The 20,249-nt window shown below is 43.9% G+C and carries 17 protein-coding genes; 10 read left to right on the top strand and 7 right to left on the bottom strand.

Annotation, left to right across the window (positions count from 1 at the left end; all coding sequences use genetic code 11):
• Positions 1–131 precede the first annotated feature (131 nt).
• Entirely contained in the window at positions 132–4,019 is a 3,888-nt protein-coding gene (locus KFE98_06090) for a gliding motility-associated C-terminal domain-containing protein (GenBank protein ID UTW63713.1), read from the bottom strand.
• 113 nt (positions 4,020–4,132) lie between these two features.
• Between KFE98_06090 and arsC the strand changes: the two genes are divergently transcribed.
• Positions 4,133–4,477 carry an arsenate reductase (glutaredoxin) gene (gene arsC / locus KFE98_06085; GenBank protein UTW63712.1) on the top strand — a complete coding sequence of 115 codons (345 nt, stop codon included), beginning with the start codon at positions 4,133–4,135 and terminating at the stop codon, positions 4,475–4,477.
• Position 4,478: 1 nt separating this feature from the next.
• Here the strand turns inward: arsC and KFE98_06080 are convergent, their stop codons facing one another.
• Positions 4,479–4,631, bottom strand: coding sequence for a hypothetical protein (locus KFE98_06080; GenBank protein ID UTW63711.1), 153 nt, complete (start codon positions 4,629–4,631; stop codon positions 4,479–4,481).
• A gap of 100 nt (positions 4,632–4,731) precedes the next feature.
• On the opposite strand from KFE98_06080, the gene fumC reads away from it, so the two are divergent.
• Complete coding sequence (fumC, locus tag KFE98_06075; GenBank protein ID UTW63710.1) at positions 4,732–6,135, top strand: class II fumarate hydratase; 1,404 nt, start codon at positions 4,732–4,734, stop codon at positions 6,133–6,135.
• A gap of 77 nt (positions 6,136–6,212) precedes the next feature.
• On the opposite strand, the gene KFE98_06070 is transcribed toward fumC, so the two are convergent.
• The 3 genes from KFE98_06070 to KFE98_06060 are packed head-to-tail and all read right to left on the bottom strand — an operon-like array spanning position 6,213 to position 8,564.
• Positions 6,213–7,007 carry an alpha/beta hydrolase gene (locus KFE98_06070; GenBank protein ID UTW63709.1) on the bottom strand — a complete coding sequence of 265 codons (795 nt, stop codon included), beginning with the start codon at positions 7,005–7,007 and terminating at the stop codon, positions 6,213–6,215.
• A gap of 16 nt (positions 7,008–7,023) precedes the next feature.
• A complete protein-coding gene (locus KFE98_06065) occupies positions 7,024–8,076 on the bottom strand; it encodes a mannose-1-phosphate guanylyltransferase (GenBank protein UTW63708.1) in 1,053 nt (350 codons plus the stop codon).
• Between the two features lie 47 nt (positions 8,077–8,123).
• On the bottom strand, positions 8,124–8,564 hold the full coding sequence (locus KFE98_06060; GenBank protein ID UTW63707.1) for a SprT-like domain-containing protein: 441 nt from the start codon (positions 8,562–8,564) through the stop codon (positions 8,124–8,126).
• Positions 8,565–9,069: 505 nt separating this feature from the next.
• Here KFE98_06060 and KFE98_06055 point away from each other — a divergent pair.
• Entirely contained in the window at positions 9,070–9,810 is a 741-nt protein-coding gene (locus tag KFE98_06055) for an ABC transporter permease (protein ID UTW63706.1), read from the top strand.
• Entirely contained in the window at positions 9,807–10,562 is a 756-nt protein-coding gene (locus KFE98_06050; GenBank protein UTW63705.1) for an ATP-binding cassette domain-containing protein, read from the top strand. Before KFE98_06055 ends, KFE98_06050 begins: the two co-directional genes overlap by 4 nt.
• Positions 10,563–10,671: 109 nt before the next feature.
• Here KFE98_06050 and KFE98_06045 read toward each other — a convergent pair whose 3' ends face one another.
• A complete protein-coding gene (locus KFE98_06045; GenBank protein ID UTW63704.1) occupies positions 10,672–13,698 on the bottom strand; it encodes a T9SS type A sorting domain-containing protein in 3,027 nt (1,008 codons plus the stop codon).
• 109 nt (positions 13,699–13,807) lie between these two features.
• Positions 13,808–14,482 carry an ABC transporter ATP-binding protein gene (locus KFE98_06040; protein UTW63703.1) on the bottom strand — a complete coding sequence of 225 codons (675 nt, stop codon included), beginning with the start codon at positions 14,480–14,482 and terminating at the stop codon, positions 13,808–13,810.
• 78 nt (positions 14,483–14,560) lie between these two features.
• Here KFE98_06040 and KFE98_06035 point away from each other — a divergent pair, with 78 nt between their 5' ends.
• The 6 genes from KFE98_06035 to KFE98_06010 all read left to right on the top strand — a co-directional run bounded on the left by KFE98_06035 (position 14,561) and on the right by KFE98_06010 (position 20,239).
• The gene (locus KFE98_06035) at positions 14,561–15,472 is read left to right on the top strand and encodes a DMT family transporter (protein ID UTW63702.1); all 912 of its coding nucleotides are present in this window, start codon (positions 14,561–14,563) and stop codon (positions 15,470–15,472) included.
• 81 nt (positions 15,473–15,553) lie between these two features.
• Positions 15,554–17,128, top strand: coding sequence for a sulfatase-like hydrolase/transferase (locus KFE98_06030; GenBank protein UTW63701.1), 1,575 nt, complete (start codon positions 15,554–15,556; stop codon positions 17,126–17,128).
• 267 nt (positions 17,129–17,395) lie between these two features.
• Complete coding sequence (gene rplU / locus KFE98_06025) at positions 17,396–17,926, top strand: 50S ribosomal protein L21 (GenBank protein UTW64651.1); 531 nt, start codon at positions 17,396–17,398, stop codon at positions 17,924–17,926.
• Positions 17,927–17,958: 32 nt separating this feature from the next.
• Positions 17,959–18,219 carry a 50S ribosomal protein L27 gene (gene rpmA, locus KFE98_06020; GenBank protein ID UTW63700.1) on the top strand — a complete coding sequence of 87 codons (261 nt, stop codon included), beginning with the start codon at positions 17,959–17,961 and terminating at the stop codon, positions 18,217–18,219.
• A gap of 209 nt (positions 18,220–18,428) precedes the next feature.
• Positions 18,429–19,700, top strand: a complete 1,272-nt coding sequence (serS, locus tag KFE98_06015; protein UTW63699.1) for a serine--tRNA ligase — start codon at positions 18,429–18,431, stop codon at positions 19,698–19,700.
• Positions 19,700–20,239: a hypothetical protein gene (locus KFE98_06010; GenBank protein UTW63698.1), complete on the top strand. Its 540-nt coding sequence runs from the start codon at positions 19,700–19,702 to the stop codon at positions 20,237–20,239. The genes serS and KFE98_06010 overlap by 1 nt, the downstream gene beginning before the upstream one ends.
• The last annotated feature ends 10 nt before the right edge of the window (positions 20,240–20,249 follow it).

Raw genomic sequence — 20,249 nt, 5'->3', positions numbered from 1 at the left:
AACCAAGGCTGGTGTGTTTTCCTTTTTTAGCCAATCCATCTGATTCAGCCAACCTTCAGAACTTATCCCAATTTGATTTACTTACAGGCTATAAAAGCCTGAATTAACCTTTTATCAGGAATTCTCCAGAATTATCTGTACAGGTAAAGTGTCCCTTGCAATTCACGGGTTGGAGCACTGTTTACTCCATCGATGAGCTCATAGTTTGAGCGGTAAGTCAACTTGTAGGCGTAAGCCCCAATCGGCATATCCTTTCCGTTGATCATGTGACGTCCATTCCAGGAAACATCAGGATTATTAGTCTCCCAGGCGATACCTCCAAAGCGATCATAAACCTTGAGGTTAAACTCCAGGAAGCTTTCCAGAGAAACTACCTTCCAGAGGTCGTTATCTCCATCATCGTTAGGGGTAAAGGAATTTGGAATCCAAATGTTGCTACAGTCATCAAAATTGGCAAATACTTCATCGATGTCAGAACCACAATCATTGGTCATAACCAGGGTATACAAGCCCGATTTTGATGCATAGTAGATACTATCCGTATTTCCATCCTGCCAATCGTAGGTGATTTCCAAGGTGGAAGATCCCGTAAAGTGAGGGTGAAGTTCCAGAATTTCCCCAACACAAAGAGCCGTATCGGAAGACTGAATCTTGAAATCTACTTCTGGATAAATATCCTCTCGAATAGTCGTCTGTACTGAATCTACACAGAAAGGTTCCGGATAGTAGTAAGCTACCACCTTGTAGGTTCCAGGACGAACGATGTGGTAAATCGTAGAAATGGTATCCAGGAAGGTATCCGTTGGATTCTCAATAATTGGATTTAACAAGGAATCACTTACTCCGGATACATCCGATAGCTTGTACCAATAATAAGCTTTGTAATCCTCGTCAAAGGCATTCAGATGAACCGTATCACCTTTACAAAGGAGCGTATCTCCTGACCAATCGATGGCTGGTCTGGCTACTTCGTTGTATTCTTTTTGAGCTCTGTTGGTACAACCGTTATTAGCGGTAACGGTAACCAGGTAAGTACCTTCAATGGTAACCCGAATATCACGAGTGGTTTCACCCGTAGACCAGAGGTAAGAAGCATAATTGTTTGCTGGATCGGCATCCAGGGTGTCAGCCCAAATTCCGCGTTCCGTTTCACAATAACGTTCTGGAACGCCCAAATTGATCGAAGGGATGGGTAGTTCTACCACATCCAACGAGTCTCGGTTTACACATCCATTGTTGTCCGTCACTTCCACAATCAGTCGGGCAGAAGTATCTTGTACCAAGGCAAACTGCCCGGCATTGGTCAACTGAACCTCGGCGCCTGATTTAAAATCGAACCAAGTATAGGTTACAAAACCTGCCCCAGCATTGGCCAGGAAGTTAAAGCTCGTACCAGAACAGAAACTGGTGTCTGGACCAAGATTTACATTCGGACGGAAATTCGCATTAATGACAACCGTATCAGAAGCCATACAGCCATTGTTGTCGGTAACGGTTACATCGTAAGTACCCGAGGCTAAAGCAGTATCTCTACGGCAGCAACCTTCGCCACCTTTTCTTCCGGAAGACCAGTCATAGTAAGCAAACCCTCCACCTGGATCCATAGGTTCTTTAATCGCAGTACCGGAACAGAATTGAAGGTCTGGTCCCAAATTCGGCGTAGGCAATTGATACATCGCAATATTGATGCTGTCTCCGCCTTTACATCCGTTGGAGTCAATCACCTCAACCTCGTACTTACCCGGAGTAAATACTTTGATAGACTGGCTTGCAGCTGGAGGAGTCCAACTGTACAAGAAGTAATGTGGACCTGCATCCAAAGTGAGCGTATCTCCAATACAGAATCCAGTATCTGGCCCCAAGTTGATCACTGGTAAGGTGTCATGTGTGAGCACCATAGTATCGTGAGCAAAACAAGTAGTATTGGTATCCGTAACTTTTACAATGTAGGTGGTGTCTTTTAGAATCCAGATGCTGTTTACGTTTCCAGAATCGGCCGAATTCCAAACATAGTTGTAGTGTGCCGCGTAATTGGCCACCAATTGAATGCTATCCTGCGTGCAGATGGTTGTATCAGTTCGTAAGCCAGGAACTGGAAGAGTATCGTTGAAGACCTCCAGCGAATCTGCAATCTTACAGGTATTCGTGTCCTGAACGGTTAATACGTATTTGCCTGGGTTAGAAACTTTCAAGGAATCATCCAAAGGCTGATAAGGACCGCCATTCCAACTGTAGGTTAGGTTTGGATCGGTCATGGCTGCATGCAACCATATTGAATCCATGGCACAAATAGTGGTGTCGCCAGGGAGTCCGTCATGTAATAAGGTGACTTCAGGTAAGGAATCAATACCTAAAATAAGGATGCTTGATCCCACACAATCATTGGAGTCTACAACAACTACGTTGTAAGCCACACCATTGTAGGCCTTGGTAGTTTGGGTAGTGCTTCCACTGGACCAGAGGTACTGTTTATAGCCCGTACCGGCATCCAGGATGAGCGTATCGCCCAAACAGATATTGGTATCATTTCCAATAAATGGAGTAGGAATCGTATCGTGTAATACAACCAGGGTGTCGTAAGCCGCACAGTTATTCGTGTCGCGCCCAAAGTAATAATAGGAGCCCGCCGTGTCGGCATTGATGGAAACTCCAACTACGGTATCCTGGTAAATAATCCAGGAGTGGAACACGAAGTTATTTGGACCATTTAGCTTGAAAACATCACCAAAACAAACGCTGGTATCGTTTCCTACACTAATGTTCTGAGACAAAGCATGGCTGACAATTTGAGTATCCGTATGACTACAACCAATTTGATTTGTAATGGTGAGGATAACGGTGTCGGCCGTGTCTGTTTTAAAGAAAGTGTTGGTACTTCCGTCCTGCCAGAGATAAGTATAGGTAGGATGAGTAAGCGGCGATTTGATGGTAGCCGTATCACTATTACAAACTACGGTATCAGCGCCAAACCGGAAAAATGGAATGGTATCGTGCTTAAGTAGGAAGGTATCTGAATAGGAACATCCGTTACCATCAGTACGGGTACAGATATAATCTCCAGGATTGGTAAGCGTATCTTTTTGAGAGGTTTTACCCGAGCTCCACAAATAGGTGTAACCTGCCCCAGCATCCAATATGACCACTGAATCGGCGCAAACTTTTGTAGAATCACCCATGGAGAATACGGGTAATGTATCCACTTTTACAATGGCTGAATCAACAGCCGTACAGCCATAAGCATCGGTTACGGTGAGCATATAGCTTGTTGTATTGGCAGGAGAAACTTTTAGCGTATCTCCATTTCCACCGGGCGCCCAGTTGTAGGAATAAGGCGTAGAGCCTAACAATGCACTGGCATAAATCGAAGTAGAATCGGTAGCACAAATCGTATCACGACCACTTGTAGCCACCTCCATACAGAGGCTTACTTTGATAACCGCAGGGAGTAAGATGGTGCAGCTTGTATCCGACCAGGTAAGCGAATCATTTCCAGAAAGCCAGATTTGAACACAATCATCAGCACCCGGAGAACCGGTAGGTGCACCGCCCGCCCAGTTTTTGTAGGTCGTATCTGATCCATCAGACCAGACGAATTTTCCGTCTTGGGTTTTGTCGTTCAAGCCAATCCAGGCAGAAGCAGTCAATCCCTGGCCACGCAACCAGGCAACAACACTATCGTTGTCCGCCTTGGAGTGGATAGATGCCAAATGGGCTCCTACTGTTCGTGCCAGATTATGGGCACTGTCGGAAGTAACCGATTGATTGTACAAAAAGTAGATTCCACAGCTGTCGGCGGAGCAACCTAATTCGGTCATTCCACTTGCCGTCATCGTGTTTCGAATCGTGGTTAAATTACAGGTGCTTCCCACCTTCTGACATTGAGCCTGAGCATCAGGCACGAAGGCAGAAAGAATCAAAGTCAGCGCAAAAACGCCTGGAAAAAGGGGTTTTTGGAGACTCTTAATTACCCCGCTAAATCGAGATAATGAATTGAAAATAAGGCTCTTGTCTCGTGTCATCCACACAATATCAATGGTTCCAAAAATACTAAACAAATAATTAAATGCAATTCTGCTTAAAAGGGACTGAGAATGTACATTTGGAGCCTTCTGAATTAATAAATATTTGACCTATGTCAGTACGTATTTTACACAACCCTCGTTGCTCCAAAAGCCGTCAAACGCTTCAGCTCTTGCAAGAAAAGGGTGTTAACCCCGAAATTACCGAATATTTGGCGGTTCCTCTGGCGAAAGATGAACTAAAAGATGTACTTCGTAAATTGGGTAAACAGCCTCACGAAATATTGCGTAAAAACGAGGCCATTTTCAAAGAGAAGTTCAAGGGAAAAGAACTCTCTGAGGATGAATGGATAGAGGCAATGATTACCTATCCCAAATTGATGGAACGTCCAATTGTAATTAACGGCGAAAAGGCAGCCTTAGGCCGGCCACCAGAAGACGTATTGGAAATTCTGTAGTTTACTCGTCCTTTTTGTCGGTCTTAGGATTGAAGGTTAGGGCTTCCCATAGTTGCGCTCCGATCCAGTAAGGAAGGAATACGGCTAAGAAAATTAGGGTAAAGAAGGCTCCACCTGCTACGACCAAAAAGAATAATACGGCTATAATTTCCATGACTTTTCTGAATTGAGCGACAAATTTAGAAGAAAAGTTTTTAGACAAAAGGGCTTCCTAAAAAATGCCATAGAATAATTTTGTAAAAAACACACAACTTATGGATTTTCGGATCGAAAAAGATACGATGGGCGAGGTTAAGGTACCCGCCGATAAATACTGGGGTGCGCAAACCGAGCGTTCCAGAAATAACTTCAAAATCGGGGATTACAAGCAAAAAATGCCCTTGGAGATCGTTTACGGTTTTGCTTACTTGAAGAAGGCTGCAGCCTATACCAATTGTGAGTTAGGTGTTCTTTCTGAAGAAAAACGTGACTTGATTGCCCAGGTGTGTGATGAAATTCTTGCGGGTAAGCACGATGATCAGTTTCCTTTGGTGATTTGGCAAACGGGTTCTGGAACCCAGTCCAACATGAATGTGAATGAGGTGGTGTCTAACCGCGCTCATGTGCTTCAGGGAAATAAATTGGGCGAAGGACATTCTTCGGTTCACCCAAATGATGACGTGAACAAGTCACAATCTTCTAACGATACTTTTCCAACGGGAATGCACATCGCTGGCTACAAGATGATTGTAGAAACGACCATCCCTGGTGTTCAGAAACTACGCGATACCTTAAAGCAAAAGTCTGATGCTTTTAAGGACGTAGTAAAAATTGGACGTACTCACTTGATGGATGCCACGCCATTGACCTTGGGTCAGGAGTTTTCAGGATATGTTTCTCAGCTGGATCACGGACTGAAGGCCTTGGAAAATACCTTGGCGCACTTGAGCGAATTGGCTTTGGGTGGAACGGCTGTTGGTACAGGTATCAATACTCCGGAAGGTTATTCAGAATTGGTAGCGAAATACATCGCTGAATTTTCCGAACTTCCATTCGTTACTGCCGAAAACAAATTTGAAGCATTGGCTGCTCATGACGCTATTGTAGAAACCCATGGTGCGTTGAAGCAATTGGCTGTGAGCTTGATGAAGATTGCGAACGACATCCGCATGTTGGCTTCAGGTCCGCGAAGTGGTATTGGTGAAATCATTATTCCTGCCAATGAGCCAGGCTCGAGTATTATGCCTGGAAAAGTAAACCCAACTCAGGCAGAGGCCATGACCATGGTTTGTGCTCAAGTTATGGGAAATGATACGGCGGTTTCTGTTGGTGGTGCTACTGGACATTACGAATTGAATGTGTTCAAGCCATTGATGGCAAGCAATCTTTTGGTAAGCGCTCGTTTGATTGGTGATGCTTGCGTATCATTCAATGATAATTGCGCGGTGGGCATCGAGCCAAACCACGATAACTTGAAAAAGAACTTGGATAACTCTTTGATGCTTGTAACGGCTTTGAATACTAAGATTGGTTACGAAAAAGCAGCTAAGATTGCCAAGACGGCCTATGAAAACGGAACAACTTTGAAGGAAGAAGCCGTTAATCTGGGATACTTAACAGCAGAACAATTTGATGAGTGGGTGGTGCCTTCCGAAATGATCGGATCGCTGCACGCTTAATCGGATTCCATAAATTTTTTGAGTCCCCTTTCAGTTTTCTGGAAGGGGATTTTTTTTTGCCCTTTTGAGCAACTTGATTAGGGTTGGTTGGAAAGAAATTGGCCAACTTGATTCAAGATTACTTCTGGCATTTCTTTGTGTGGAATGTGTCCGCAATTCGGCAAAATGACCGCGGTAGCTGGAGCGCTAACAAGTTGTTTTAGGGCCTCTGGAAAGGCAATGGACCCATACTCGTCTTGGTCACCATGAAGAATCAAGGTGGGGCATGATACGGGCTGCTCGTCATTGCTTAACGACCAGGATTGAAAGGCCTCGGATAGCCAAACCTCGGTCCACGAATTAAGCACCCAATCCTTTTTGTTGCCATGAAATCGCTGTAGCCAGCTGATGCCTTTTTCGGTTTGAAAAAATTGTTTTCCAGCTCGAATTCCATTTATCGTTCTGTCTTCTACAAAGGCCTGTGCCGATTCGCTGATAACGGCCTGAATTTTTCCGGCCAGCTGTCGAGCCGCTGAAATGGCCATGGCCCCACCTACGCTGTGGCCGAATAGAATGACTTTATCCAACTTCAATTGATTCAGGATTTCGGGTAGAAAACGAGAACCTTCTTCTTCAATGAAGTCTGGAAGGGGAAGTTCGATTCGTGCTTCAGATTGTCCAAAGCCCAATCGATCGTAGGCAATAACCTTCCGTTTGGTAGCAAGGCTTAGCAAAGCTGGGAAATCACCCCAGGTCTCGACGCAGCCCAAGGAGTCATGAATTAAAAGAATCGGCGTTAAATCTTCTTGTTTGGCATTGTTATCAGCCGCCCAAAACCGGACAAAGAGAGAATGCCCGAAAACCGATATGAATTGATCCTGATGCGGCACCATTCAGGGCCTCGTTTTCTTATTTGAGTTTAGCGACCAACTGCTTGATCTTTTGCTCATCCGATTTTTTGCAAATGAGTAGTACATCATCCGTGTCTACCACAATCACGTCATCAATACCTTCTGTTACGACGAGGCGCTTTCCAGACCCCTTGACGATACAACCGGTGGAGTTAGAAAGGTGAACCTGGTCGCCCAATGAAGCATTGTTTTGCTCGTCTTTATCCAAGATTGAAAATAGTGATCCCCAAGTGCCCAGATCCGACCAACCAAAGTCTCCAAAAATAACCTTTACCTGATCCGCCTTTTCCATAACACCGTAGTCGATGGAAATGTCTGGACTGTTGGCAAATTGCTCGCTGATTACAGTTCGTTCGTTATCCGTGTTTAAGGATGATTCTAAACCGGTGAAAAGTTCATGTAAATCGGGAATGTAGTTTTCAAAGGCTTGAAGAATTACCTGTAGGTTCCAAATGAAAACTCCTGAATTCCAGACGAAGTTGCCCGCTTCAATAAACCGTTTCGCGTTTTCCAAATCTGGTTTTTCGCGAAATTGTTCCACGGAGTGAATTTCCTGGCCTTCAGATTTTTGGAATTCGATATATCCATATCCGGTATCAGGGCGGGTAGGCTCAATGCCAAGGGTAATTAAGTCGTTGGATTGGGAGGCGTGGTCCAGCCCTAGGCGAATAACTCGTTGAAACTCTTCTTCCTTTAAGATCACATGATCGGCAGGCGTAACAACAATATTGGCCGCTGGATTTATTCCTTTGATTTTGTATGATGCATAGGCGATACAAGGGGCCGTATTCCGGCGAACAGGCTCGCACAGTATCTGATCTGGATTCAATTCGGGAATTTGCTCTTGTACCAGGTCAAAGTAGCGCGCATTAGTCACCACGTAAAAGTTTTCAGCTGGACAAAGTCCAACAAATCGCTCGAAGGTTTGACGAATTAAGGTTTTTCCAGTACCCAGAATATCCAGAAATTGTTTCGGGGTGGTTTCGGTGCTCCAAGGCCAGAATCGTGAACCGATTCCTCCGGCCATAATGATGCAATAATTGTTATTCATCTCAAAAATTGAGTTGCAAATCTAAGGATTGAATTGGATTGACTTGCTTAAGCGAGTGGTGCGACCTCTGCCATAAAATGAATCAGGTATTGACGACCGGATTTTACTTCCGTACAAAGATGACGGGTTCGTCTAAGGGGGCCTTTTTTAAACTGCTTCTTACCAATGGCAAAAACCTGTTGATCGGATAGGTCTTTAAGGTAGATTTTTTGAAGTTCAGGATGGTCCCAATGGCTGAGGGCAGAGTAGAGCTGATGATCTGAGAAGGTGCTGGCCTTAGGGTTTTGAGCATATCGACTCAGAGGTGGCATCAAACTTTCCGGAAAAACGCCCTTTTCCATCCAATACACCAGGAGGGCTTGAAAGGCCATTTTCCATTCCCGGCCATGAGGTGATACCCGATTTTTGTGAGCCTCAAAAACCTGCAAATGTGCCATTTCATGCAGCAGAGTGATCAAAAAAGCGTAGGGATTTAACGTGCCGTTCACAGAGATTTGATGAAGGTTTAGCTTTCCTCTAGGAGGCCGATAATCGCCAAATTTGGATTTTCGGTGGTTCTTAATAGTAAGCCTGGCTCGATGCTTGTTAAGGAAGTCCAGAATTTCTTCAGAGACTCCTTCAGGCAAAAATCGGTTGAGTTCATCAATTTGATTTTTCAACGCGGCTTTCTGTAACGGGTTTTCTTGGCCTTTTTTTGTTCTCCGAATGTCGGGCAGTCACAATCTTTTTTGGAAGATTTACAAGAAACCTGGGTCGCCGAGAGGAAAAGAGCGATAAGTAGTAGACTTGTTAAACGTGAAATTCGGACAGGCATAAAATATAGTCGAGCAAATTTAAGACAAAGATTATGAGGATTTGGAATGAAACATTCACTTCTCGCCGGTCAAAAACGCATTCCGTTGATCAAAATTGCAGGCAATTTGGTCGAATTCAGTTATTACAACAATTTTAACCGGACATCAGTGCTTTCAAATATTAAATTTGTTCACCTGCATGAAGATACTTTACCACATAGGCAGATATTCCCTTTTTCTTAAGAAAGCCTTCGAAAAACCTGAAAAATTCAAGGTTTATTGGAATCTGTTTGTGGACGAGATGTACAACTTGGGTATCGGTTCCTTGGGCATCATCGTTATCATTAGTGGCTTTATGGGAATGGTGATCACCATTCAAACAGCTTCTCAGATTGAAAGTGGCTGGATTCCTTCCTACCTGGTGGGATACACCACCCGTCAATCCATGATATTGGAATTTTCACCCACCATGTTGGCGCTCATATTAGCGGGGAAGGTGGGGTCGAATATCGCTTCAGAATTGGGAACCATGCGGGTAACGGAGCAAGTGGATGCTTTGGAGATTATGGGGATCAATTCGGCGGGTTATTTAACCTTACCCAAGGTATTGGCCATGATGTTCATCATGCCGTTTTTGGTTTTGATCAGTATGTTTCTTGGAATCTTCTTTGGTTACATCATTTGCGATATCACAAGCATTACCACTCCTGCTCAATACATTACGGGAATTCAATATGACTTTAGACCGTTCGATGTTTTTTACGCATTGATCAAATCGGTCATTTTCGCCTTTCTAATTACTTCCGTTTCGGCCTATCACGGCTATTTTGCGAGTGGAAGTGCTCTTGAAGTAGGGAAGTCAAGTACACGTGCTGTAGTGTTTAGCAGCATCGTTATCTTGATTGCCAATTACCTAATCACTCAAATGCTTTTGATATGATCGAGGTAAAAGGTTTGAACAAGTCGTTTGGGGATAATCACGTCCTCAAGGATATTAACATCACCTTTCAGCAAGGGATACCCAATTTGGTTATTGGAGCTTCGGGTTCGGGTAAAACGACGCTTTGCAAATGCATCGTCGGATTACATGAGCCAGAAACGGGAACCATTTCTTATGGTGGTCGAGTATTTAATAATCAGTCTGAATCGGTAAAAAAGGAAATCCGTCAGGAAATTGGATTTCTGTTTCAAGGAAGTGCTTTGTTTGACTCCATGACAGTGGAAGACAATATCAAATTTCCGCTGCGCATGTTCTCCAAGCTTTCTGACAAGGAGATGCAAAGCAGGGCTGATTTTTGCCTGGAGCGTGTCGATTTGAAGGGAACGAATAAGTTGATGCCTTCTGAGCTGAGTGGTGGGATGAAAAAACGAGTAGGAATTGCTCGTGCTATTTCATTTAACCCCCGCTACCTATTCTGCGACGAGCCTAACTCGGGCCTTGATCCGCAGACGTCTATTTTGATCGATAAATTAATCCTGGACATTACCCAGGAATTCAATATTACCACTATCGTAATTACTCACGATATGAACTCTGTATTGGAGATCGGGAAGCACGTGGCCTTTATCTACAAAGGTGATTTGCTTTGGACCGGAACGAACCAGGAGATTCTACGTGCAGATACCGCCGAACTGACGGATTTCGTTTACGCTTCTGAATACATGAAGCGGATCCGCAGCCTCATGCAATAAGCTTTTTCTTAGGAAGGAATATACAAGAGTAGTCTTTGGAATGACTACCAATAAAAAAGGCCCGAAGCATTTGCTCCGGGCCTTTTCTATATAAAAGGTTTACTTGTGCTTATCGTACAACTACACGGTGAGTTGTCTCAGTAACACCGTTAGAAACGCTTAGGAAGTATACTCCGTTTTCAGCGTCAAGATCGATGCGCTCGTCATAGTCTCCAGCAATGTTTACAACGTCGCTGTAGATAGTTTGACCCAAAGCATTTCTTACAGAGATGGTGTAGTCATTGTTGTCAGCATTTTTCAATACCAAACGGAATGAACCATCATTCGGGTTAGGGAACAGAGAAAGAGTAAAGTCTTGACCAAACTCTTCAACTGATAACCACCACAAGAAAGTAGCATTGATTTCAAACGTTTTGTCAGTAGTACAAAGCTGTGGATCAGTAGCTACAACAGTGTAGAAGTCGTTGTCATTCTGACCAGCAGGCTTGTTTGGACCAATTTCCAATACGTTAGCACTACCTGAGTTAGGAGATAATGGAACTCCGTCAGAGTTAGTCCAACGGTAAGTGTTAGTAGCAGTAGTTCCGTTACCACCTTGAGTTCTTACAGTAATAGTTACCAAAGTGTTGCTTGCGTCGTACTCAATTTCAGTACTGATGTTAGGAATGCTTCCTACGTCACGAATCTTGAACTCAGCAGGCTGAGTAACGTTGATTGTACGAGTAGCAGTACAGTTGCTTGCATCAGTTACAGTAACGGTGTAAGGACCAGCTTTCAAGTTAGCTTGAGTAAGACCAGTTCCACCATTGCTCCAAGTGTAAGTTTTGGTACCAGTACCACCAGTTGCAGGAACCAGGTTAATAGTACCGTTGCTATCGTTGTAGCAAGTTACGTCATCTACAACAGGAGATGGAAGAGCCAATGCGTCAGTAGGACCAGTTACAGTAAATGTTCTGGTTTGCTTACATGGAGGAACAGCACCGTCAACGATCTCAACAGTGTAGTTTCCTGATTCCAAGTTTGACAAAGTAGAGTCACCACCAGTAATCGGGCTACCAGAACCGTCAGTCCAGTTGAATGTGTATCCAGAACCGGCGCTACCTGGAATCAAGTTGAAGCTAATAGAACCTTCTCCGTTACCAGCACAAGTAACATTGTTTACTTGGTCGTTAGTAATGGTAGGAGCACCAGCATCAGATACAGTAGCAGAAGCAACTTGGTTACATCCGTTTTTGTCTTTGATGGTTACGTTGTAAACACCAGAGGCAAGGCTACCAACAGACTTAGTTGTTGGGTTTCCAGGAAGATCCCATAGGTAAGTATAAGGAGCTGTACCGTTTGTTGGATCAACAGCAGTAGCAGTACCATCAATGTTACCACAAGAAGAAGTAGGAGTAGCTGAAGCAGAACCGTTCAAGTTAGGACAGTTGAAAGCTTTAGTGATCAAGTTGATGTAAGGAACATCTCCTCCGATCAATCCCCAGTTACCCATGGTACCAGTAGAGTTTCCACGAGCAAAGCTGTATAGATCATAAGGATCATCATAAGCACCACCACGCTTCATGGTAATGTACATGGTGTCAGCACTAAATGCCTGATCAAAAAGGATAGAAACAATGTAAGTTCCTGAATCACCTTCGTTAGTAGAACCAGCTACTTTAGAAACCGGTAGGCGAATCCACTGACCTGTTTTAGTCTGGTCAATTTTTACAGCTGCAGACTGGAAAAGTGGCGCGTTAGCCAAAGAAATACTTCCGTCAGTCCATCCACCAGCGTAAACGTTAGCTTGCATGGTACCCAAGGTTGGGCCATTCATGTTGTCTTGAGAAATGAATACCTCAACAGCAGTGATCGTATCGTCAACCATCAAGTCGTATACAGTTGCGTACTCAATTTCAAATGGAACCTGACCACCGATAGTGTAGAAAGTACCAGCTGTAGTATTGTCTACATCGCCACGATCGTTACGGTAGTAGGTAGAATCAGTTACAGATACATCAAATCTTACTGTATCGTTACCTAATGTATAAAGAGTAGAGTCAGAGAAAGTAGACATTACGATGTCATATTTTCCTGTACCGTTGTTCAATTTAAGAGCAGTGGTCATTGTACCTGAGTCAACAGATGCAGTAGGCAATGTTGAAGGTGCAGTAGTTCCAGTGTAAGAGAAGCTGGCAGGACCAGTTACTTCTGTTTTGATACCAGCATTAGGCTGAGCTTTTTGACCTTGGTTCTCATACAAACCAGACATCCAGAAGCTTGTTCCGTTAGCTTGTCTTGCAGGCATACCTTTAGGCCAGTAACGCATGTGAGGACGAATAGAATCGTTATACTGCCAGAAGTAAGCGTCGTTCAAGCTGATAACGTTGTTTTGACCTTCCAAAACAGCTACATCATCAACGAACCATCCGTAACCAACACCGTCGTTAGCAATACCTTGGTCCAAAGACTTCCAGCGGAATCTTACGTATACAGTGCTTTTGTTAGCAGCTACAGAAGAAATATTAACAACTACCTTGTGAGGGTTTGAAGTTGGGTTTGTTCCGTTTTGAACAGAGGTTACAGGCAACCACATGTTGTCATAAACTCTTGTCCAGTTCGTTCCGTTATCAGAAACTTCAACAAATGAAGAATCCGTGAAACGAGCATTCCATTGCTCAAATTCTAAGAAAACGGCAGCTTTACCACTACAGTTAATAGGGGAAGCGTTAGTCATATTAAAAGAAGCAGCTGAACCAGCAGGACCAGGGTTCTGGGTAGGATCAGCAGGATCCATTACAGCATGAGGAGCACCAGAAGTAGAGTTAATGGTAGTAGCTCCGAAGTACCAAGTACCACCGCTACCAATAAACCATCCACGATTCTGACCACCAACCGTACCAGTTTGAGCAGTCCAATTTGTAGACGAACTGAAGTCGTCACTCCAAATTGTATCACCAGCAGCAGCAAGGCTACCTGATGCAGAAGTACCTTTTGTTGATTTCGATGAGGTACCCCGAACCATCAACTGATCCGTGATTTTATACTCACCCGGGCTCAACATATCCACAAACGTCACTCGCTGTACGGGGGCATTCTGCGCATACCCCTGCAACCCGAAGACCGCAATAAGTAATAGTAAACCTAATTTTTTCATAGTGTAATTGTTAATTAAACTTTTAGCACAAAGCATGCAAAAGTAAACCTTTTAAAAATATAACGCCCCCTTTCTCGCCGGACGAAGTATTTATAAAAACGTTTTGGGGTTAGGAGGGTTGGGTAAGACCGTCCTTCATGCGAACAATTCTTTGCGCTCTTTCAGCTACATCCTCTTCGTGGGTGACCATCACCAGGGTGTTTCCACGCTCGTGAATTCGATCGAAGAGTTCAAGAATTTCATGGGTAGTTGTGGAGTCCAGGTTTCCGGTAGGTTCGTCGGCCAGAATGATGGCAGGGTCATTAATCAATGCCCGGGCAATGGCTACCCGCTGCTTTTGTCCCCCGGAAAGTTCGTTGGGCTGATGATCCATGCGGTCTTTGAGACCCACGGTTTCGAGGGCTTGTCTGGCTTTTTCGCGACGCTCATTTTTGGGAATGCCAGCATAAACCAGCGGAAGGGACACATTATCTAATGCTGTATATCGAGGTAAAAGGTTGAAGGTTTGAAAAACAAATCCAATTTCCTGGTTTCTGATTTCAGCCAATTGGTCATCTGTCAGAGTAGAGACCAATTTATCATTCAGGTAATAATTTCCTGAGCTGGGGGTGTCCAAACAACCCAGAATGTTCATTAAGGTGGATTTTCCTGAGCCCGAAGTTCCCATCAAGGCAACAAATTCCCCACGTTGAATATCCATTGTAACACCTCTAAGGGCATGCACAACTTGTTCTCCAACTTTAAATTTTCGGGTAACCTCTTGGGTGCGAATAACCGGATTCATGCTTCAAATGTAATTCAGCCTACAGAGTACAGAGGGAAAACTGGTATAGACGGTTAAAAATCTACATTTGCCCGCGAAATGGAAAGGCGAATAGATACACCTCTCGTACAATACCTGATTTTAGGTCTTTTGGCTTTGACCTGGGGGAGCTCTTTTATATTAATGAAAAGGGGATTGGAAAGCTTTTCGTCTTTTCAAGTAGCAGAGTATCGCCTGTTTATCGCCTTTGTTGCTCTTCTTCCTATTGCGATTCGCAACCTGCCGAAGTTTCCTAAAACAGGTAAGCAGCGCATAGGTATTGTGGTGGTCGGTTTGGCAGGCAATTTTTTTCCAGCCTTCCTTTTCGCCGAAGCGCAAACCCGTCTTCCCAGTGGAATTACCGGCATGCTCAATAGTATGGTGCCACTCTTTACACTTATTCTGGGTGTACTGGCGTTTGGCGCGTCCACGAACCGCAGGCAGGTTTTGGGTGTTTTTATCGGATTAATTGGAGCGATAACCCTGATCTCTTTTTCACACGATGGTACTCATGTGGATGTGCCGTTGATCTATCCTTTATATATAGTAGCGGCTACTTTGTGTTATGCAACCAGTGTCAACATCATTAAAGCCTTTCTCCAAGAGGTAAATGCCATTCATATTACGGCCTTCGCTTTTTTAGTCATCGGTCCCATTGCCGGATTAGGCCTTTTAACCGGTGACTTTTGGTCTGAGGCTTTTCGTACCAGCGCCAACCTGATCAACTTGGGTTACATTACTATTTTAGGAGTGGTAGGAACGGCGGCCGCACTGTTGCTATTCAATCAATTGATCAAGGCTACCACAGCGATTTTTGCTTCTACTGTTACCTATTTAATTCCCATTGTGGCTATGTCCTGGGGTATTTTGGATGGAGAAACAGTTACCCTCATGCATGCCGGCGGGATGGGATTAATTCTATTCGGCGTTTACCTGATCAACCGGAAAAAGAAGCAAGCGGTGAACCGTTAATTATTGGTTTTTACTGTTTATCAGTTAGTTATTGTTTAAATTAGTGGTAGGGTCAATCCTAAATTTAAACTCTTGCTTGCCATGTCACTTCCCAAATTCTATTGGAAAAGGATAGCCGCTGTTGCTATGCTTCCCTTACTTGTTGCTTGTTCTGCCCCCGAAAGATCTACGATGAATCCCACGGCCGAAACGCCTTATCCTCCCAACATTATCTTTATTCTGATTGATGATCTTGGATCGATATCCACTCCCTATTATCAGGATTTTAAATCGGGTAATTCGTCCTGGGTTTACGATGAAAATGGAGATTCAGCCGATTACAAAACACCTCATTTAGATCGCTTGGCTGATCACGGCACGGTGTTTACCCGAATGTATGCTACTCCCTATTGCGCTCCTTCGCGAGGGCAGTTAATGACCGGCCGATATCCCTTTCAAACCGGAATCGTTTATCCGGGATACACAGCCTGCCAGCCAGCTAATCTCCAGTCGCGATTATACGGATACCTGTCCGACACCATTTCCACTTATGCCAACGTCTTAAAGGACTATGGTTACCAAACGGCCTTTGGCGGAAAATGGAACCTGCGGTTTGGCCGAGAAAATGCTTGCTTCGATCACTCCACCAACTACACCAATCTGGTGAGCGTTCAGAAAGAGCACCTAAATACCCATGGATTTGATTCCACCTATGGGCCCAATGCCCTCTTGGGAGCTATGGTCGATTATTATCCCCCGCAGATGGGCGGTCGGTATTTTCCGGATCAATTGAATCAATGGGCCATCCAAAAGATCAATCAATTGGATTCCTCAAAGCCCTTTTACCTTCATTATTGCATGGGGTTGATTCACGAAGAACTGGATAGTCTCTGTGTAGATGCTCCTACGCCCGATGGTCCTCACCAATCTAAAGCCGCCATTTTTGCTTCCAAAATGGCCTACGCCGATAGTTTGATCGGAGAGGTGATTAAGACTTTGGAACAGAAAGGAATTTTGGAAAATACACTCCTGATCGTTGCCGGAGATAATGGAACGGAAAACGACTATTTTTCCAAATACAGGGGAATGATAGTGAGAGGTGGTAAGGGAACTACTTTTGATCATGGGAGTAGGGTGCCTTTCATTGTCCATTGGCCTGAGCAGATCAAAAAGAAATCTCTGGATACTGACTTAGCCGATTTTGCCGACGTGTTTCCAACCATGGCTCAACTCTGTGAAACGTATGATTCTTCTTTGGCACCGGTTAGTCTTTCTGGAATTCAAGGGACCTCCTTGCTCGGAAGAATGACCCAAGGCAATTTGGGTGGTAAGGACTCCATTCGCAAATTTGTTTACTGCCAGTTTAATACGACTGCCTTCATTGCCAATGAGAAATTTCAGTGGATCATCAATTACCGGGATTCCATCGGTGATCCGCGGCCATCGGATACCACTTTTTATCAAATTTATGGTCCAGGTGTTCAGCGCATTCCCACGAATCCTAACGATCACCCTGAAGTGGCCGATGCATTTTTGGCTTACTACAACCAATTGAATCCTGACTTGACCAATGGTTTGGCTTGGTCCTCACGGAAAAGGCAGATGTTTACCCTGGAAGACAGTATTCCTAAGTGCTATGAAAATGGGTGTACCCATTTTTCCAGGTGTGAAAATTAAACGGACGGCGATAGCCTTAGGATTGGATGTTTGATTAAATGATTGGCAACGATGTATTTTTCAAATTTTGGGAATCAAGTTGCAAGGAGCTTCTTTTTCAGTTGTTAGCATTGAAAATGACTTTCAATTTGGTCTTGATTTAGTTTGCGATAGAGTTCGTTCAAAAGAAGTTGATCATTCGCTAAAGGCATGTACTTGTTATAATTAAATAATTCCCTACTTTTGCAAGCCGAATTTTCGGATAGTTTAAATAATTCAATTTTAACGATGTACGCAATTGTAGAGATAGCAGGGCAGCAATTTAAGGTGCAAAAAGACCAGCAGATCTTTGTTCATCGCTTGCCAGAAGCAGAAGGATTGAAAGTAGAATTCGACCGTGTGCTTTTGACTGATGATAAAGGTAAAGTGACTGTTGGCGCCCCGGTTATAGAAGGTGTTAAAGTTAGCGCCAAAGTAGAAAAACACCTAAAAGGTGATAAGGTTATCGTCTTCAAAAAGAAGAGAAGAAAAGGATACCAAAAAAGTAACGGTCACCGTCAATACTTAACTCAGTTGACTATTGAAGGAATCGGTGCTGGTAAGAAAGCAGCTCCTAAAAAGGCTGCCGCTAAAGCTGCTCCAAAAGCAGAAGCTAAGGCTGAGGCTCCTAAAAAAGCCGCTCCAAAGAAAGCTGCTGCACCTAAAGCAGAAGCTGCACCAAAAGCCGCCCCTAAAAAGGCCGCTCCAAAAGCAGAAGCTAAAAAGCCTGCAGCTAAAAAAGCAGCTCCTAAAAAAGACGAAAACAAAGAAGAAAAATAAAGACGGCCTTTGGGGTCTAAACCTATAAGATTATGGCACATAAGAAAGGAGTCGGTAGTTCCAAGAACGGTAGAGAATCAGAATCGAAACGACTCGGTGTAAAATTGAGCGGCGGTCAGAAAGCTATCGCAGGAAACATTATCATTCGCCAAAGAGGTACCAAGTACAAGCCCGGTCGTAACGTGGGTGTTGGAAAGGACCACACCATCTTTGCCCTTGTTGACGGTAAAGTGGTATTCGAAAGAAAAAGAGACAATCGTAGCTACGTTTCTGTAGACCCGGTTGAGGCTTAGTTTTAAGCCTGTAAATAAGTTTTTAATCCCGCTCCATCCCATTCCGATACTCATTGGAATAGGGACGGGCCGGGATTTTTTGTTTTTTATACACGGTATAATTGATAAATACCGTTAAGAAGATTATCCATTCATCAAATCCAACCGGAGCAAAAGGCAATGGCTGGTAAAAGGGTCGTATTTTTAAGCCCTTAAAGAAAGATTAATTCATGTTACTGTTAGCTGATATCAGAAACAACGCGGACGACATCATCAAAAGAATGCGCGTTCGAAACATTGAGGTCAAGGACCTGGTAGACAAAATTGTAGCCCTGGACAAACGCAAAAGAGAAATCCAACAACGGGCTGAAAACAATCAACACCAAATTAATGAGAGTTCTCGTACCATCGGGGAGATGTTCAAATCCGGAAACCGGGAAGAAGGAAACAAACTTCGTGAGCAAACGGCCCACCTGAAGGAAGACAACAAGTTGCTTCAGGAAGAGCTTCACCATTTGGATGATGAGCTACTTAAATTGATGTATCAGCTGCCGAATGTGCCCAACACTAAAGTGCCAGCCGGGAAAGACGATACCGAAAATGAATTGGTAGAAGAATTTGGCCAAAAGCCAGAACTTACTCAAAGCATACCTCACTGGGAACTGGCCAAAAAATACAACCTGATCGATTGGGAACTGGGTGTGAAAATCACTGGAGCTGGATTTCCAGTATACCGAAACTACGGTGCTCGTTTGCAACGTGGATTGGTTCAGTTTTTCTTAAACGAAGCGGGTAACAGCGGATATGAAGAAATAAATCCGCCATTGTTGATCAACGAGGCTTCCGGATATGGAACGGGGCAGTTACCGGATAAAGATGAGCAGATGTATCACACTGAAAAGGATCACCTGTTCTTGATTCCTACTGCTGAGGTACCGGTAACCAATATTTACCGCGATACCATCGTTAAGAAGGAGCAACTACCCATTAAAAACACGGCCTTTTCTCCTTGTTTCCGTCGCGAAGCAGGTAGTTATGGAAAGGATGTTCGTGGATTGAACCGTTTGCACCAATTTGAAAAAGTGGAAATCGTTCAGTTGGTTGATCCGGAAAAATCCTACGAAGTGTTGGATGAAATGGTAAACCACGTAAAGGGCTTGTTACAGAAATTGGGATTCCATTTTCGCATCGTTTGCCTTTGTGGAGGTGACCTTGGATTTGCCTCTGCTTTGACCTACGATTTTGAGGTATGGAGTGCGGCTCAGGAAAGATGGTTGGAAGTAAGTTCCGTATCCAATTTCGAGAGCTTCCAGTCTAACCGGATGAAGTGTCGATTCAAAGGTGATGATGGTAAAATGCATTTGGTACATACTTTGAACGGGAGTGCCCTGGCATTGCCACGAATTATGGCGGCCTTGCTGGAAAACAACCAAACCGAAGATGGAATCAATATTCCAGAGGTGTTGAGACCCTATGTTGGATTTGATAAAATTGGAGCTTAATGAAGATTTTAATTAGAGCCCTGCAGCTATTGATGATTTCAGCCGTATTGGTGGCTTGTGATCAAGGACCCTTAACCAAGTACAAAGGAGAGGTGGATTCGTTGATTAAAGTGGTCGAAAAAGCGGGTGGAGAATTGGATGATATCAATCCGGAAAAGTACCAATCCTGGAAGGATAGCATCGATTTTGATGTACGCTTCCTTCACGCTACTTGGGATACCATGCCCTTGGAGAAAGGCGTTAAAGTAGATACATATTACCGTACCAAGAAGTCGATTCTTAAATACGATAAGACCTGGAAAGATCAGTCGAACGATATCAAATTTAGCCTCAAGCAATTGCAGGAGCTTCGTATGGATTTGGAAAGCGGTGCCATAGATACGCTTGGCTTTAAACCCTATTTTGAATCTGAGAAGGCGGCCATCAATCGTTTGATGGAAAGCAATATTAGTCTCAAAGCCTGGGCAAAAAGTATTGAGAAAAACTACAATGGGCTGAGACCTGAAATTCAGGCGATGATGGCAGAGGGAAAACAGTAGAAGGTTTGAT

Source organism: bacterium SCSIO 12741 (assembly GCA_024398055.1).
Lineage (GTDB): Bacteria > Bacteroidota > Bacteroidia > Flavobacteriales_G > Salibacteraceae > SCSIO-12741.
This window is presented reverse-complemented; position numbering and strand designations above follow the sequence as displayed.

Coding starts and splice junctions, on each gene's coding strand:
- KFE98_06090 (UTW63713.1), bottom strand. CDS start 4,019: ATGACACGAGACAAGAGCCTTATTTTCAATTCATTATCTCGATTTAGC.
- arsC (UTW63712.1), top strand. CDS start 4,133: ATGTCAGTACGTATTTTACACAACCCTCGTTGCTCCAAAAGCCGTCAA.
- KFE98_06080 (UTW63711.1), bottom strand. CDS start 4,631: ATGGAAATTATAGCCGTATTATTCTTTTTGGTCGTAGCAGGTGGAGCC.
- fumC (UTW63710.1), top strand. CDS start 4,732: ATGGATTTTCGGATCGAAAAAGATACGATGGGCGAGGTTAAGGTACCC.
- KFE98_06070 (UTW63709.1), bottom strand. CDS start 7,007: ATGGTGCCGCATCAGGATCAATTCATATCGGTTTTCGGGCATTCTCTC.
- KFE98_06065 (UTW63708.1), bottom strand. CDS start 8,076: ATGAATAACAATTATTGCATCATTATGGCCGGAGGAATCGGTTCACGA.
- KFE98_06055 (UTW63706.1), top strand. CDS start 9,070: ATGAAGATACTTTACCACATAGGCAGATATTCCCTTTTTCTTAAGAAA.
- KFE98_06050 (UTW63705.1), top strand. CDS start 9,807: ATGATCGAGGTAAAAGGTTTGAACAAGTCGTTTGGGGATAATCACGTC.
- KFE98_06045 (UTW63704.1), bottom strand. CDS start 13,698: ATGAAAAAATTAGGTTTACTATTACTTATTGCGGTCTTCGGGTTGCAG.
- KFE98_06040 (UTW63703.1), bottom strand. CDS start 14,482: ATGAATCCGGTTATTCGCACCCAAGAGGTTACCCGAAAATTTAAAGTT.
- KFE98_06035 (UTW63702.1), top strand. CDS start 14,561: ATGGAAAGGCGAATAGATACACCTCTCGTACAATACCTGATTTTAGGT.
- KFE98_06030 (UTW63701.1), top strand. CDS start 15,554: ATGTCACTTCCCAAATTCTATTGGAAAAGGATAGCCGCTGTTGCTATG.
- rplU (UTW64651.1), top strand. CDS start 17,396: ATGTACGCAATTGTAGAGATAGCAGGGCAGCAATTTAAGGTGCAAAAA.
- rpmA (UTW63700.1), top strand. CDS start 17,959: ATGGCACATAAGAAAGGAGTCGGTAGTTCCAAGAACGGTAGAGAATCA.
- serS (UTW63699.1), top strand. CDS start 18,429: ATGTTACTGTTAGCTGATATCAGAAACAACGCGGACGACATCATCAAA.
- KFE98_06010 (UTW63698.1), top strand. CDS start 19,700: ATGAAGATTTTAATTAGAGCCCTGCAGCTATTGATGATTTCAGCCGTA.